Source organism: Actinosynnema sp. NPDC050436 (assembly GCF_040655415.1).
Classification (GTDB): domain Bacteria; phylum Actinomycetota; class Actinomycetes; order Mycobacteriales; family Pseudonocardiaceae; genus Actinosynnema.
The window spans coordinates 110,619-126,375 of sequence record NZ_JBFAJV010000004.1; the positions used below are offsets into that span (position 1 = coordinate 110,619).

Here is a 15,757-nt window from a genome sequence, read left to right on the forward strand (position 1 = left end):
CGGGGGAATGGCTTTATGCCCACTTTCTATGTCCGGATGCCCGGTGCGGTGGACTCGCCGACCACGAACAGGGCCAGCGGGACGTCCTGTTCTCCACCCCTGACGAGGGCTTTCACCGCGTCGTCGGTGAATCCGGCGACCGCGCAGCCGTTGAGCCCCAGCGCGGTCGCCACCAGGTAGAGGTTCTGCACCGCGACGCCCGCGTCGAGGTGTGCGGTGCGGTAATGGCGAGGACCGTATTTCGCCAGGCCGGGCCCCATCCGTCCACTGAGGACGATCACCGCGCGGGCGCGGCGGGCGAACTCCTCCTGCGCGAAGACGCCCGCGAGGTCGGCCGACCCGGTCGCGCACAGCGCGTGCTGCTCGCGCAGGTACTCGAAGACCGACCCCTCCAGCACGACGTGCACCCGCAGCGACGGCAGGCCGCCCGCCGTGGGGTTCGTGCCGTGGACGAGCGGGGTGCCCGGTGCGCCGGAGGTGTTGGGGCGCTGCGCGCCCACGGCGTAGCGCAGCAGCGACCCCAGTTTGCGGCGGCTCAACGGCCCATAGGAGTAGCGCGACCGGCGGGACAGCAACGCCTCCACGAGCGTCATCGCCGGTTCCTCCGGCTCGGGCAGCGCGATCACAGGAACGGCGGCGGGTCGGGCAGCACCCGGCCCGGCTCGCCCCAGCGCGGCAGGCCCAGGTAGCGGAACGCGGCGGGCGCGTTGGGCACGAGCCCGGTGGCGCACACCCGCACCACCCGCAGGCCGGCCTCGGCGACGTCCTCGGTGGTCAGGTCCGCGGTGGCGATCCGGTTGCCCGCCAGGCTCCGCCGCAGCGCGGCCAGGTCCCCCCGGGCGCGCGGTTCCGCCATCCGCTCGGGCCGGGTGAAGCGGGGCAGCAGCTCGGCCTGGACGCGCGGGTCCAACCAGACCTGGACCTGCGCGCCGAGGTCGCGCACCTTCGCGTACCCCTCGCCGGCGTCGTCGCGGTAGCGCCGGTCGGCGCGGTGTGGCAGGTACAGGCCCTCGGCGAGGATGCCGGCGTCGATCGAGCGGAACACCCACCCCCCGGGCTCCAGCAGGCCCTGCGTGAAGATCCAGGTGTGCACTGCCTCCAGCACGGCCTTGGTGCACGCCTCGACCGGGTCGAACCGGGCCGCTCCCCCGCCCGCGACGATGCCGGTGGCCGGGTCGACCACGACCGCGCCGACGCACGACACCGGGTGCTCGGTGGGCAGCTCCACCAGGTGCACCTCCAGCGGGCAGCCGGCCAGCTCCGCCGCCAGGCCGGGCACGGCGTCCACGGCGATGCCCGTCGTCGGCGCGTCCAGGTGCCACCAGCGCTCCAGGGCGTCGCGCTCGACCAGTTCGAGCAGGGCGCGGGTGAACGCGTCCTCGGCGTCGACCCCGGTGGCGATGCCGGCGTAGTTGAGGTGGTGCAGCCTCGGTTCGCCCCGGCGTGCGCCGGAGTGGTAGTTCAGATACACCCAGGAAGCGGGAAGGAGGCATATTTCACCTGATTCCTCGCCCTCCACCCACGCGATCGGCACATCGTCGTGGAACGGCCGATAGGGGAAACCGGGTGCGGCGTGTTGCGCGGGCGTGAAGAACGGCAGGTCGGCCGGCCCGAAATGCGGGATTCCGGCCGCTGCCAGTTCGCCGGCGGTGGCCGTGCGCAGACCGGGCGGGACCCGGTTGCCGCAGTAGCGCTCCACCGCCTCGCCCACGGCGGCGACGCGCGCCGAGTCCACGTCGCCGAACGTCGTGCCCAGGCTGACCCGGTCGGCGGGCCACGCGCCGAGCCGGCGGGCGTCGGCCACCTCGGCGGTGACGGCCCGGTAGCGGCGCGGTGCGCCGGGCACCCCGGCGACGTCCACCAGCCTGCGCACGATCCCGGTCAGCGGGTCCACCAGCAGCGGCGCGATCACGATGCGATCTCCTCGGGTAGGTCGGCGGCCCGGACCTCGCCGGACCCGGTGGGGTGCCAGGGGAGGCGGGCCCCGGCGTGCCGCACGGCCCGGCGGCTGGGGTGCAGGCGGGTGGCCCGCACGGGGTCCTCCCCGGTGTGCGGGTTGCGGGCGTGCCGGGGCCAGTGGTGCCCGGCGACCTCCAGCCGCAGCCGCGCGCCCGCCGGCACGGCGTGGCCGACCGGCGGCAGCTCCAGCGCGACCCGCGTCGGCTCCCCGGGCCGGTGCCGGACCCGGGTGATCGCGTGCGCGAGCTGGATGCCGTTGTGGGACAGGCGGATCACCCAGTCCGCGTCCGGCGCGTCGGCCACCGCGTCGAGCAGCACGGTCGTGCCGCCGCGCAGCTCGCCCCCGGGCAGCGGCGGGGTGAGCAGGACGCCGCTCGGGTCGTCGGTGATCGGCGCTCCCGGCGGGACCGACCGGAACGGGCGGTCCGGGTCGGCGCGGAACTCGCCCCGGACCACCTCCAGCGCGACCGGCAGCGCGGACGCGGTGTGCCGGCGCCAGCCGTCGACGGCGTAGAAAGCCCTGTCCCCCCTGAGGTCCGGCAACGCCCTGGCCCAGGCGAGGTACAGCGCGCCGATCCGCCGGCCGGCCAGGGCCGCACCGGGTTCGGCCGCGTCCAGCTCGTGCGCCCACGGGCCGAGCACCAGCCGCGTGGGGCCGCCCCAGCAGCGGGCCAGCCGTTCGGTGTCGGCGGCGAACGGGTCGTGCAGGCCGCCGACCGCGAGCAGCGGCATCGTCAAGCGGGGCAGCGCCCGCCACAGGTCGGCCGTGCGCGCGGGGGCGGCCCACAGGTCGTCCCAGCCGGTCACCAGGTCGACCACCGGGGTCGCGGCGAGGTCGGCGGACGCGGCGGTCGCCGCGTGCTCGCCCCACCAGCCGACCCGGCAGGCCAGCCGGGCCGCGCCGCCGGGCTCCCGGGCGGTCTCGCCCAGGCCCAGCGCGGGCACGGCGGCCAGCACGCCCACCACGGCGTCCGGACGGGCGATGGCGGCGGTCACCGCGCAGTAGGCCGCGTAGGACGACCCGGCCGCGATGACCCGGCGGAAACCCAGGCGTGCCAACGCGTCCACGACGGTCGCGCCGTCCACGGCCTCGTTCCGGTAGGGGCGGAAGCGGCCGGCCGAGCCGTGCCGGCCGCGCACGTCGCCGACCACGCAGGAGAACCCGCGCCGCCGCCACGCCTCGGCTTCGGCGAGGTGGTGGTGCCGCCCGTAGGGGGTGCGGATCAGCACGACGGGCGCGTCCCGGTCGGCCGCGACGAGGGTGTGGGCCAGCCCCGCCACGGTGAAGTCACGGGGCACTGGCGGGCACCGGCAGCACCGGGTGGTCGGCGAGCGCCCCGGTGTCCAGGTCGAGCACGCGCAGCCGGCGGTGCGCCGGGACCGCGCCGGGGGTCAGCGCGTTGCCCGTGACGGGCAGGTCGGCGGCCCAGCGCGCGAGGTCCTTCACGGCGAGCGCGGCGACCAGCAGGAGTTCGGCCGGGTCCGGGGTGTCGTCGCCCAGCACGACGTCCTCCCCGGCCCAGTACGCGCTCAGGTGGCGGTGGCCGGAGCCGGCGGCGGCGAGCCGGCGGGCGCGGACGTCCCGGTGGGACACGCCGATCGGCTCCAGCAGCACGTGCCGGCCCTCGCGGCTGACCCGCTGCCAGCCGATGCCGTGGTCGGCCAGCGCGTCGAGGTCGAGCCACCGGTCGGGCGCGGGGCCGTCGTGCCACGCGCACAGCGCGGCCGGGCGCAGCGCGAGCACCTCGTCCAGGCCCGCCCCCGGTTGCAGCGCAACGGGGTTCGCGCCGGCGCGGCGCAGCGCGTCGAGCAGGTCGGCGCTGTGGTCGGCCAGCACGGCGACGGTCCGGCGGGCCGTCGGCCAGCCCGCCCGGCGGCCGAGGTGCCCGGCGTGGTCGAACGCGCCCAGCTCCGGCGGCACGGGGGCGCCGGCCCTGGTGAGCGCCGCGCGGACCCCGCCGACCGCCTCGTCGGACAGGGCGACGGCGAACAGCTCGCCGGCCGCGTCCCGCAGCACCGCGCCGGACGGGCCGGTGAACAGCGCCGTGCCGGGCTTCAGGGTTTCCAACGCAGTCCTCCAGGTGCGGGGAAGGGTCCGGGGCCGCCGCAGCGGCGGCCCCGGAGCGGGTCACTCGTCGTCGTTGCCGTCGAACGGGTTCTCCACCAGGGCGTTGCTGTGGCTGGCGGAGTTGTGGGGCAGCTCGCGCTCGGCCTCGACGCTCACGAAGACCTGGTCCACGGGACATCTCCTCTCGTTGTGGGTTGCTGCGGTCGGATCGACCTCCACCAACCTAATCCGGAACGACAACCATTTTCAATACCCCGTTGGTGGTGATCCACACCACTTCGCCGGCCACGCCGTAGACGTCGCGCAGGAACGCCGAATCGACCACATCGGACGGTGGACCGTCCGCGTGCACCACGCCCTTCCGCAGCGCCACAACGCGATCCGAGTACCGCGCGGCCTGCCCGAGGTCGTGCAGCACGGCCACCACGGTGAGCCCGCGCTCCCGCTGCAACGCCCGCACGAGGTCGAGCACGTCGATCTGGTGCCGGATGTCCAGGTACGTCGTGGGCTCGTCCAGCAGCAGCACGGGCGCGTCCTGGGCCAGCGCGAGCGCCAGCCGGACGCGCTGCCGCTGGCCGCCGGACAGGCGCTCCAGCGGCGCGTCCGCCCACTGCGCGACCCCGGTGTCCCGCAACGCCTCGCGCACCGGTCCGTCGTCGGACTCGCCGAGCATCCCGAGCGGACCCCGTGCCGCGTAACGGCCTTGGCGCACGAACTGGCGCACGGTCAGCCCCTGCACGTACGGGGTCGCCTGCGGCAGCAACGCGATCCGGCGCGCGACGTCCCGGCGGGACAGCGCCCCGAGCGGCCCGCCGTCGAGCAGCACGGTGCCGGACGACGGTTCGAGCAGGCCCGCCAGGACGCGCAGCAACGTCGTCTTGCCGCTGCCGTTCTCGCCGAGCAGGCTCAGCCACTCCCCCGCGCCCACCGCCACGTCGACGCCCTTGAGCACCTCGTTGTCACCGAAGCGCACCCGCACGCCGTCCGCGCGCAGCGGCGTCGCCCGGACGGGGGCCACGTCCCGCCTCGGCGGTTCCTCGACGGGCACGTCCTCGGCGATCCCGCCGAGGGTGGTCACGTCCTGTCGAACCCCGTCCCGCGCTGTCTCGCCCCGCGCCGTCCCGTTGTGGGCTGTCCCGTTGTGGGCTGTCACCCGATCCCTCCCGTCCTCCGCGCCACCACGATCAGCACACCCGCGCCGAGCAGCGCCGTGATCGCCCCGGCGGGCACGTGCGCCACCTGCCCCACCGCGTCCGCCGCCGCCACCGCCGCCGCGCCGGTCAGCGCCGCCGCCGGCACCGCGTCCCGGTGCACCGCGCCGACCAGCCGGCGGGCCAGGTGCGGGGCGAGCAGGCCGACGAACGCCGTCGCGCCCATCGCCGCCACGGCCGCCGACGTGGCCAGCGCCGCCAGCAGCAGCACCGAGCTGCGCCACGGCCCGACCGCCAAGCCGACCGCGTGCGCGTGGTCGTCGTCCACCGCGAGCACGTCGAGCACCCCGCCCAGCAGCGTCGCGGCCACCAGGACCACCAGCAGCACCGGCCACAGCGGTGCGAGGTGCTCCCACGTCCGGCCCACCAGCGACCCGAGCAGCCACCGCGACACCGCGCCCGCCAGTTGCGGGCGCGCGGTCAGCAGCACCAGCGTCGTCCCGACCAGCACCGCCGAGACGACCACGCCGCGCACCGCGACGTCGCCCGACCGGCCGGCCACCACCCACAGCACGCCACCGCCGACCACGCCGCCGACCAGCGCGGCACCGGCCATGGGCAGCGGCTGGGCCGCGCCGACCACGGTGGCCAGCACCGCCCCGAGCACCGCGCCCGAGCCCACGCCGGTGATCTCCGGCGACGCGAGCTGGTTGCGGATCGCCGACTGGAGCAGCGTCCCGGCCACGCCCAGGCACGCGCCCGCGCACAACCCGACCAGCACCCGGGGCGCCCGCAGCTCCAGCACGACCATCCGCGCGTGCGCGTCGTCGCCGAGCAGCGCGCCCAGCGTCGCCCCCGTCGACCCGACGCTGACCTGCGCCAGCGCGCACACCACCACGACCAGCAGGAGTCCGCCCAACCGCAACCAGGTCCGGGTCACGCGCGCCTCCGCACCAGCAGGCCGACCGCGACCGCCGCGAGCGCGGTGAGCCCGCCCACCGGCAGCTCCACCGGGTACAGCGCGGTCCGCGCGACGAGGTCCGCGACGACCACCACGAGCGCGCCGACCAGGGCGGTGACCGCCGGGGAGGGCCGGCCGAGCCGGGCGGCGAGGCGGGGCGCGAAGAACCCCACCCACGCCACCGGGCCCGCCGGCCCGACCACGACGGCGACCAGCAGCGACGCCACCCCGAGCACGGCCGGCCGGACCCGGCCCGGGCGCAGGCCGGCCGACATCGCCTCGTCGTCGCCCAGCCGCAGCACGCGCACCCGGGGCAGCACGGCCAGCACCGCCGGGACGGCGAGCACCAGCCCGACCGCCACCGGCCAGAGCGTGCGCCACGTGGTGCCGGTGAGCGAGCCGAGCAGGTAGCGCACCAGCACGCCCTGCTCGCGCGAGTCGGTCACCGCGGTGGCGGCCAGCATCACCGCCTGGCACGCAGACCCGACCGCCGCGCCGATCAGCAGCACCGACGCGGGCCCGGTGGCACCGCGCACCGCCAGCAGCGTCAGGCCGCCGCCGACCGCCGCGCCGAGCAGCGCCGGGGTGAGCGGCGCGAACGGCACGGCGACGCCGAACGCGACGGTGGTCCCCACGGCCGCCGCCGCGCCGCTGGACACGCCCAGCAGCTCCGGCACGGCCAGCGGGTTGCGCAGCGACTCCTGGAGGAGCAGCCCCGCAACGCCCAGGCACGCCCCGGCGACGGCACCCAGCACCAGCCTCGGCGCGCGGAGCTGCCACACCACGACCTGCTCCAACGCGGTCTCCGGGACCAGCACGACCGGCTGCCCGAGCGCCAGCGAGCCGAGGACGGCCAGCACGGCGAGGGCCGCGAGCAGCCTCAAGCGGGGACCTTCGCCAGCGCCTCGTCCACGACGGCCGCCAGGCTGCGCAGCCCTCGGCCCGAGCCCCACAGCTTGGCGTGCATCTCGTGCACCTGCTGCTGCTGGACGGCCGGGATCTGCTGCCAGACGGGGTTGTCGGCGAGTTGGGCGCTCAGGGTCCTGTCGTCGGAGGAGAACAGCAGCGAGTAGACGAACACCACGTCGGGCTGCTTGGCGAGCAGCTCCTCGACGCTGTAGTTGCTCGCGGTGTCGACGTCGGTCCCCTTGGCGGGGAACGGGTAGCTGAACAGCTGACCGAGCAGGTGGCCCTTGAGCGAGGCCGTGGTGTCGACGCCGATCGAGTCGACGCTGCCGTACATCAGCAGCACCTTCCGGGCGGCCTGGGCGCTGCCGTGGGTGCGGGCGACCGCGTCGGCGAGCCTGCCCCGGAACCGCTCCTCCGCCTGCACGGCCCGGTCGGCGCGACCGGTCAGCGCGCCCAGCGCCCGCAGGTAGCCGGCGGACTCCTCCCACGTGGCGGGTTCGGCCGTCCACAGCGGGGCGAACTTCTCGATGGCGGGCCGCAGCGCGTCGTGCACGCCGGGCAGGCCGATCACCAGGTCGGGCTTCAGCCCGGCGATGGCCTCGACGTCCTCGCCGCCGAACGAACCGGGCACGACCGGGACGGACCGGCCGGCGTCGCCGAGCAGCGCGGGGTGGCCGGCCAGCACGGGGTTGCTGGTGCCGACGGGGGTCAGGCCGAGGTCGGCCACGATGTCGTCGCACAGGCCGTTGAGGCAGACGATCCGCTCGGCGGGCTTGGTGAGCGTGATCCGCTGCCCGTGCGGGTCGGTGACGCTGAGCGCGTTGGCCAGCGGCGCGGCGGTGCGGACCACCTCGGTGACCTTCGGGGCCTCTTCGGCGGAGGGTGCGGGCGTGCACGCGCCCGCCAGCGCGAGGAGGGCGAGCGCGACGGGGACCAGCGCGGCGCGGGCGGGCTCGGTCATCGGGGGTCCTCCAGCCAGGACAGCAGGGTGGCGGCGTCGCGGTGGAACGCCTCGGGCGAGTCGTCGGGCACGAACTCCAGCAGCACGTCGCGGTCGCGCCCGTCCTGGGCGAGCACGGCGAGCACCGGTCGCCAGAGGTCGTCGCGGGCGGCCAGCGGCAGCCGCTCGGTGAACCCGTCGGGGCCCCACGAGAACGCGTGCACGGCGGCCAGCCTCGGCAGCAGCGCGGCGACCTCGGCCAGGCACACCGCGACGTCCGGCGACTCGCGCGGCTGCCAGTGCGCCACCAGGTCGACCTCCTCCAGCAGCCGCACGGCCGACCCGAGCTCGTCGGTGAGCGAGGAGACGTGGTGCTCGGCGGTGACCGCGAGGCCGCGCGCGGCGGCGAGGTCGGCGCAGCGGCGCAGGTCCTCGGTGATGGCCGCGCGCTCGCCGGGGCCGACGTCGGCGGACGCCTCGACCCCGGCCCACACCCGGACGCGGGGTGCGCCCAGGGCCTCGGCGGAGTCCAGGACGGGCCCGAAGTCGGCCGGGTCGCTGTGGCCGGGCTTGTAGTACGAGCCGTAGGTGCCGACGGCCAGCCCGCGTTCGCGGCACAGCCGGGCGGCGCGGGCGGCGCAAGCCAGGTCGCCGGGCGGGACGTGGACGTCACCGCCCCACTCGACCACCCCCAACCCGGCGTCGGCGGCGAGGCCGGCGACGTGGTCGACCGGTCTGTCCCGGAAGGTGACCGAGGCCAATCCTGCGGTGATCATGGGCGCCCTTCACTCGTGCGGGTGAGGGTGCCATACTTACTGAATATGAGAGTCGTTATCAAGCCCAGATCGGTTGACGGCGCACCGCCATCCGGCGGACACGACGGACACCCCCTCGGTGGGAGGGGGTGTCCGTCGTTGCGGTGATCAGGGACGGGCGGACCGGCTCATCGGGGCAGCGCTGTTCCCGGGACCCGTCAGGTGGACGGCTCGAACGGCAGCGCGGGCACCGGCTCCGGCTCGCAGCACGGCCGACAACGCCGGCCCACAGCGCGGGTGCCGGCTTCGGGTTGCCGTCGGGGTCGGTCCCCGTCGGGGTCGGTCCCCGTCGGGGTCGGTCCCCGTCGGGGTCGGTCCCCGTCCGGCGACGCACCGCGCGCCGGACGGGTGCGGTTCAGCTCCGCTCGACCAGGTGCCCCACCACGTCCGGGCCCGGGTGGGCGTGGCCCGACCCGTCCCGCCGGGCGTCCACCTCCGGCAGCTCCACCGGTGAGCCGTTGGTCGCCGCGCCCGCCGGCCTCGGGCCGACCCACGCCAGCACCAACCCGTTCTCCCCCTTGAGGAACCGGTGCGCGCGCACCCCACCGGTCGCCCGGCCCTTCGCCGGGTACTCCGCGAACGGCGTCACCTTCACGCTCTGCCCGGTCGAGGTCACCACCATCGGCTCGCCGTGCTCGTCGTCGTCGGTCCGCACCGCGCCGAAGAACACCACGCGCGCGCCCGCCGGCAGGGTGATCCCCGCCATGCCGCCGCCGCGCAGCCCCTGCGGCCGGACCAGCGACGCGCCGTAGCGCAGCAGCGACGCCTCCGACGACACGAACACCAGCGCCTCGTCGGCGCTGCCCAGCCAGGTCGCGCCGACCACCTCGTCACCCTCCTTGAGGGTGATCACCTCGAACTCGTCCGACCGCACCGGCCACTCCGGCGCGCACACCTTCACCACGCCCTGCCGGGTGCCCAGCGCCAGGCCCGGCGACCCGGTGTCCGACAGCGGCGCGATGCCCACCACCCGCTCGCCCCCGGCCAGGTCGACCAGCTCGCTCGCGGCCATGCCGCCGCTGAGCGACACCGTCCCGCTCTGCTCCGGCAGCACCGGCAGCGGCAGCACGTCGGTCTTCACCGCCCGGCCCCGGTTGGTCACCAGCAGCACCTGGCCGCGCGCCGTCGTGTGCACGGTCGCGGCCACCGCGTCGTGCTTCACCCGGCCGTTGCGCCTGCGGGCCTCCGAAGCCTCCTCCGACTCGGCGGCCGTGCGCGCCACCAGCCCGGTCGCCGACAGCACCACCTGGCACGGGTCGTCGGCCACCTCCAGCGGCCCGGCCGGCTTCGACGCGGCCAGCACCTCCTTGAGGTCGCCGTCGAGCAGCACCGTGCGGCGCTCCTGCCGGAGGTCCTTGGCCACCTTCGCCAGCTCCGCCGACACGACCTTCTTCAGCTCGCGCTCGTCGTCGAGGATCTTCGACAGCTCGGCGATCTCCTCGCGCAGCCGGGCCTGCTCGGCCTCCAGCTCGATCGAGTCGTAGCGGGTCAGCCGGCGCAGCGGCGTGTCCAGGATGTAGGTGGCCTGGACCTCGGAGAGCTTGAACGACTTCACCAAGCCCTCCTTCGCGGCCTGCGCGTTCTCGCTGCCACGGATGAGCTTGATCACCTTGTCGATGTCGAGCAGCGCCTTGAGCAGGCCCTCCACCAGGTGCAGCCGGTCCTCGCGCTTGCGCCGCCGGTAGCGCGTGCGGCGGGTGACCACCTCGTACCGGTGGGAGAGGAACACCTCCAGCAGCGGTTTGAGCCCCAGCGTCCGGGGCTGCCCGTCCACCAGCACCAGGTTGTTGATGCCGAACGACTGCTCCATCGGCGTCAGCCGGTACAGGTCGGCCAGCAGCGCCTGCGGGTTCACGCCCACCTTGCACTCGATGACGACCCGGACGCCGTTCTCCCGGTCGGTCAGGTCCTTGACGTCCGCGATCCCGGTCAGCCGCTTGGACTTGGTCACCTCGTCGGTGATCTTCTCGATGATCTTCTCCGGGCCGACGCCGTAGGGCAGCTCGGTGATCGTGATCGCCTGCCGGCCGCGACTGCCCTCCAGCAGCCCGGTCTCCACCTTGGCCCGCATCCGCACCACGCCGCGCCCGGTCTCGTACGCCTTGCGCACCTCGTCCAGCCCGAGCAGCACCCCGCCGGTCGGCAGGTCGGGGCCGGGGACGAACTCCATCAGCTTGTCCAGCGACGCGTCCGGGTGCGACACCAGCCACCGCGCCGCCGCGACGACCTCGCCGAGGTTGTGCGGGATCATGTTCGTCGCCATCCCGACCGCGATCCCGGACGTGCCGTTGACCAGCAGGTTCGGGAACGACGCGGGCAGCACCGACGGCTCCTGGAGCGACCCGTCGTAGTTCGGCCGGAAGTCGACCGTGTCCTCGTCCAGCTCGCCCACCAGCAGCATCGCGGCCGGCGACATGCGCGCCTCGGTGTACCGGCTGGCGGCCGGGCCGTCGTCCGGGGAGCCGAAGTTGCCGTGGCCGTCGACCAGCGGGGTGTTCAGCGAGAAGTCCTGGGCCAGGCGCACCATCGCGTCGTAGATCGCGGTGTCGCCGTGCGGGTGGTACTTGCCCATGCAGTTGTGCACGACCTGGCCGGCCACGACGAACGCGTGCTCGTCGGTGCCGACCTGGACGTCGAAGGTCTCCTCCGGCGCGACCGGCTCGACCGACACCACCGCGCAGTGGGCCACCGGCTCGGCCGGATCGGCCTCGCGGCCGGCCCGGACCACCTCGACCAGCTGCTCGTGGCGGGTCTTCGCCCAGCGCAGCAGCGCCGCCGCCAGCGCCGCCGCGCCCCGGCCCGCAACCCACCGGCCGTCCGCCGCGCGCTCGCCGCGCAGGCCCGCGTCCGCGAGCAGCGCGGCCACCCCGTCACCGAGGTCGGCGAACCCGATCGCGCGGCCGTCGCGCACCTGCCCGGCGGCGTCGAACAGGCCGGCCAGGAACGGCGTCCAGCGGGAGCGGTCGGACAGCACCGGGGCCGGGGTGCCCGCCGTGGCGGCGAACAGCACCGGGTCCGGCGCGAAGGTCAGCACGTGGTGGTCGACGCCGGCGGACTCGTACTTGTCGCGGGAGACCGCCAGGCCCCGGGCGATCGCCCAGCCGTGCGCGTCGTCCACCGGCTCGGCGACGGGCAGCGCCAAGCGCACCCGGCCGTCCTCGACCACGCCCGCCGCGGCGACCAGGCCCAGCACGTACGCCTCCGCGTCACCGCCCGCCGCGACCAGGGTCGCGTGCCGGTCCGCGCCGAACGCCAGCGTCCGCTTGCCCGCCAGGTCCCGCGCGGCGGTCCACTCGTCGGGGCCGGTGCGGAAGCGCTGACCGGGCGTGACCCGCAGCGCGTCGCCGTTGGCCCAGGTCACCCGGACCAGCTCGGACACCGGGTTGCGGTAGGTCTGCACGACCGGCACCGGCAGGCCCGCGCCGTCCAGCACCCGGTCGCCGACCTCGACCTCCTCGATCGGGCGCAGGCCGTCCGGGGTGGACACCAGCGCGCCGCGCACGAAGCAGTCGCCGACCACGCGGGAGGACTTGACGTACGGGCTGGTCGGCCGGTGGCCCTGCTCGTTCATCGAGAACAGGATCCGGCGGTGCACCGGCTTGAGCCCGTCCCGCGCGTCGGGCAGCGCCCGCGAGTGGATCACCGAGTAGGCGTACTCCAGGTAGGAGTCCTCGATCTCGGTGGTCAGCGAGTTGTCGAACACCTGCGCGCCCGCCCGGTCGAAGGCGGACGGGTCGACCCTGGTCGTGGGGGTCTTGCGGCGTGCCACTGGAGTCTCTCCTGCGTTCAGACGTCGATCGCGGACTGGTCGACCCGGGCGGCCGACTCGACGAGCCACGCCCGGCGCGGCTCCACCTTCTCGCCCATCAGCAGCTCCAACGCGGCCTCCGCGGCCTCCGCGTCGTGCATGGTGATGCGCCGGACGGACCGGGTCGCCGGGTTCATCGTGGTCTCCCACAGCTCCTCGGCGTCCATCTCGCCGAGGCCCTTGAACCGGGGCACCGGCTTGACGACGGTCTTGCCCGCCTTCTCCAGCCGCGCGACGGTCTGCTCCATCTCCCGCTGGGTGAAGGTGAAGCGCGTCTCCGGGTTGCGCCCCCTGGTGACCACCTTGTGCAGCGGCGGCATGGCCGCGTACAGCCGGCCGTCCTCGATCACCGGCCGCATGTACTTGGCGAACAGGGTGATCAGCAGGGTCCGGATGTGCGAGCCGTCGACGTCCGCGTCGGCCATCAGGATCACCCGGCCGTAGCGCATGGTGGCCAGGTCGAACGTCCGCCCGGTGCCCGCGCCGAGCACCTGCACGATGGACGCGATCTCGGCGTTGCGCAGGGTGTCGGCGAGGCTGGCCTTCTGCACGTTGAGGATCTTGCCGCGCAGCGGCAGCAGCGCCTGGTACTCCGAGACCCGGGCCATCCGCGCGCTGTTGTGGACGAAGACGCCGGCCGCCAGCGCGAAGTTGTGGTGGCCGTCCACGGTCAGGTCGTACACGTCGGCCGTCCCGGGCAGCGGCTGCACCGACGCCACGGTGCGGTCGCCGTCCGGCCGGTCGGCGAGGGCCACCGACCCGGCAACCCGGACGCGACCGGCGGCCCGGTGCGAGGCCGGCCACCGCCCCGCGGAGGCGGCGTGGTCGTCCGCCGCGCCGGCGACCGGCGGGTGGTGCAGCGACATCAGCGCGTCACCGGGCTGGAGCAGGTCGGCGCGGCGGTAGGAGCCGTCGCCCAGCCGGAACAGGTGGTCCGGGGTGCAGCGGACCGACCGGCCGTCGTCCAGCGCCACCCGGACCAGCGGCGCGGCGCGCCTGGTCAGCCTCGGCTCGACCAGCGGGACCACCACCGCGTGGCCGGCGCGGTCGGTGGCGTAGCCGAGGTGGCGGACGCCGCGCCGCCAGTCCGCCGCCAGCTCGGCGAAGGGCAGCGAGCCGCCGGACGCGAGCGCCACCCGGGTGTCCCCGGTGAAGCAGCCCAGCGCGCTGTCGCCCTCCACCAGGAACAGCTCGCTGCGCGCCACGCCCGTGGTGCGGCAGTCGACCAGCTTGGGCGGCATGGCCGCGCCTTCGAGGGCGGTCTTGCGGCGGGCCGCGTCCTTCTGCTGCTTCTGGGTCAGGCGGACGCGGGAGGCGTCCACCACCTTCTGCAGGACGACCTTGGCCTCGGACTTGGTGCGGCGGTCCTCGGTCCACGCCTTGAGGTGCTTGTCGACCACGCCGAGCGCGACCTTGGTGATGCCGGCCGTGGACAGCTCGTCCTTGGTCTGGGAGGTGAACTGCGGCTCCGGGATGCGGACGTGCACCACCGCCGTCATGCCCTCCAGCACGTCGTCCAGGGTGGGCGGGTCCTCCTTGGGCTTGAGCAGGCCCCGCGTCCTGCCGATCGCCTCCTGCACCGCCTTGAGCACGGCCCGCTCGAAACCCCGGCGGTGGGTGCCGCCGTGCACGTTGCGGATCGTGTTGGTGAAGCACTCCACCGTGCGCTCGTAGCCGGTGCCCCAGCGCAGCGCGATCTCGACCTCGGCGTGGCGCTCGACCTTGGAGCGCATCACGCCGTTCTCGTCGGCCGCGTTCTCGTGGTAGACGCCGGCACCGTTGATCAGCAGCGTGCCGGAGACCGGCTTGTCGTTGGCCGGGGCCAGGAAGTCGACCATGTCGGACAGGCCGCCGGGGTAGTGGAAGGTCTCCTCGACCACCGCGCCGCCGGTCGCGTCGCGCAGCACGTAGGTCACGCCGGGCACCAGGAACGCGGTGTTGCGCAGCTTGGCGCGGACCGCCTCGACGTCGAGCTTCGCGCCGTTCTCGAAGTAGCGGGCGTCGTACCAGTAGCGGATGGAGGTGCCGGTGCGCCGGGTGCGGCCGGTCACGCGCAGGCCCGACTCGCGGGTGAAGGCCGCCTTCGGGCCGGGGCCGGCGAACGTGCCCGGCACGCCGTGCGCGAAGGACATCTCGTGCTTCTTGCCCTCGCGCAGCACCGTCACGTCGAAGCGGTGCGAGAGCGCGTTGACGGCGGACGCGCCGACGCCGTGCAGGCCGCCGGAGGTCTTGTAGCCGGAACCGCCGAACTTGCCGCCGGCGTGCAGCCGGGTCAGCACCAGCTCGACGCCGGACAGCCCGGACTTGGCGTGCGTGCCGGTGGGGATGCCCCGGCCGTCGTCGTCGACCTGGACGCTGCCGTCGGTGTGCAGGGTGACCACGACCTTGGTCGCGTGGCCGGCCACGCCCTCGTCCGTGGAGTTGTCCACCACCTCGGTGAACAGGTGGTTGATCCCCCGGCTGTCGGTGGAGCCGATGTACATGCCGGGGCGCTTGCGAACCGCTTCCAGACCTTCGAGGTGGGTCAGGTCGTCGGCCCCGTAAAGGATCTCAGCGGTCACCGGGTCGTTCTCCCCAGGTCTTGGCGTGCTCGAAGCGGTTCACGGTAGTGCAGGGTAACTTCCGGGTCCGACAATCGGCCGACCAGACGACGCCGCGAGCGCGTCGCGGAGGTGGCGCGGACCCGGTCCCGCGCCCCCGACCGTACACGCGCTGGTGACCGCCCGTGACGCAGCGGCGGCGATCCGGGCCGGGCGGGCACCACCGGTCGGGGCGCGGAGGTGCCCGGCCCCGGTGGTCCACTGTGGACCGGCGGGTGCGGCCGGACCGCAACTGCGCCGCCGAGGGCTTGGCCGTGGAGCCGTCGGTGTTCCCGCAGCCGGAGTCGGGAGTGGAGCTTCGCCCCGGCGGCCCCGGTCCCGCCGGGGCCGACGCGCGCCAGGTCGACCGCGCCCCACCGCCTGGTAGGCCAGGCGGTGGGCAGGTCGGCCGGCGCGGGCACGCCAAGGGCACCTCACAGGCCGGCCGGCGCGTCGGGAGCGCGAGGCAGATGCCGGCACGTCCGGCGCGCGGACAGCGCAGCGCACCGACCGGTCGGTGACCCCCTCGGGCGCGAGCCGGGGAAGCATCCCGCCCGTTGGGCCGAC

Annotated in this window: 12 protein-coding genes; all 12 read right to left on the bottom strand. The window is 75.2% G+C overall.

The genetic code is table 11. The features are described from left to right. Positions 1–26: 26 nt before the first annotated feature. A complete protein-coding gene (locus tag AB0I60_RS13075) occupies positions 27–593 on the bottom strand; it encodes a SagB/ThcOx family dehydrogenase (RefSeq protein ID WP_360728829.1) in 567 nt (188 codons plus the stop codon). A 29-nt stretch (positions 594–622) separates the two neighbouring features. Beyond that, positions 623–1,912, bottom strand: a complete 1,290-nt coding sequence (locus AB0I60_RS13080) for a YcaO-like family protein (RefSeq protein WP_360728831.1) — start codon at positions 1,910–1,912, stop codon at positions 623–625. Next, positions 1,909–3,258, bottom strand: coding sequence for a CocE/NonD family hydrolase (locus AB0I60_RS13085; RefSeq protein WP_360728834.1), 1,350 nt, complete (start codon positions 3,256–3,258; stop codon positions 1,909–1,911). The genes AB0I60_RS13080 and AB0I60_RS13085 overlap by 4 nt, the downstream gene beginning before the upstream one ends. After that, positions 3,248–4,027, bottom strand: a complete 780-nt coding sequence (locus tag AB0I60_RS13090) for a hypothetical protein (RefSeq protein WP_360728836.1) — start codon at positions 4,025–4,027, stop codon at positions 3,248–3,250. Before AB0I60_RS13090 ends, AB0I60_RS13085 begins: the two co-directional genes overlap by 11 nt. A gap of 60 nt (positions 4,028–4,087) precedes the next feature. Then, the gene (gene amiA / locus AB0I60_RS13095) at positions 4,088–4,198 is read right to left on the bottom strand and encodes a streptamidine family RiPP (RefSeq protein ID WP_360728839.1); all 111 of its coding nucleotides are present in this window, start codon (positions 4,196–4,198) and stop codon (positions 4,088–4,090) included. A 52-nt stretch (positions 4,199–4,250) separates the two neighbouring features. Next, complete coding sequence (locus AB0I60_RS13100) at positions 4,251–5,180, bottom strand: ABC transporter ATP-binding protein (protein WP_360728841.1); 930 nt, start codon at positions 5,178–5,180, stop codon at positions 4,251–4,253. Then, positions 5,177–6,118: an iron chelate uptake ABC transporter family permease subunit gene (locus tag AB0I60_RS13105; protein WP_360728844.1), complete on the bottom strand. Its 942-nt coding sequence runs from the start codon at positions 6,116–6,118 to the stop codon at positions 5,177–5,179. The genes AB0I60_RS13100 and AB0I60_RS13105 overlap by 4 nt, the downstream gene beginning before the upstream one ends. Next, entirely contained in the window at positions 6,115–7,023 is a 909-nt protein-coding gene (locus tag AB0I60_RS13110) for an iron chelate uptake ABC transporter family permease subunit (protein WP_360728847.1), read from the bottom strand. The genes AB0I60_RS13105 and AB0I60_RS13110 overlap by 4 nt, the downstream gene beginning before the upstream one ends. Next, the gene (locus tag AB0I60_RS13115; RefSeq protein ID WP_360728849.1) at positions 7,020–8,009 is read right to left on the bottom strand and encodes an ABC transporter substrate-binding protein; all 990 of its coding nucleotides are present in this window, start codon (positions 8,007–8,009) and stop codon (positions 7,020–7,022) included. The genes AB0I60_RS13110 and AB0I60_RS13115 overlap by 4 nt, the downstream gene beginning before the upstream one ends. Then, positions 8,006–8,764 carry a TIM barrel protein gene (locus AB0I60_RS13120; protein WP_360728852.1) on the bottom strand — a complete coding sequence of 253 codons (759 nt, stop codon included), beginning with the start codon at positions 8,762–8,764 and terminating at the stop codon, positions 8,006–8,008. The genes AB0I60_RS13115 and AB0I60_RS13120 overlap by 4 nt, the downstream gene beginning before the upstream one ends. A 394-nt stretch (positions 8,765–9,158) precedes the next feature. Further along, positions 9,159–12,572 (bottom strand): DNA topoisomerase (ATP-hydrolyzing), encoded by a 3,414-nt coding sequence (locus tag AB0I60_RS13125; RefSeq protein ID WP_360728855.1) that lies wholly within the window; start codon positions 12,570–12,572, stop codon positions 9,159–9,161. Positions 12,573–12,589: 17 nt separating this feature from the next. After that, positions 12,590–15,172: an ATP-binding protein gene (locus tag AB0I60_RS13130; RefSeq protein ID WP_360728857.1), complete on the bottom strand. Its 2,583-nt coding sequence runs from the start codon at positions 15,170–15,172 to the stop codon at positions 12,590–12,592. Between the last annotated feature and the right edge of the window lie 585 nt (positions 15,173–15,757).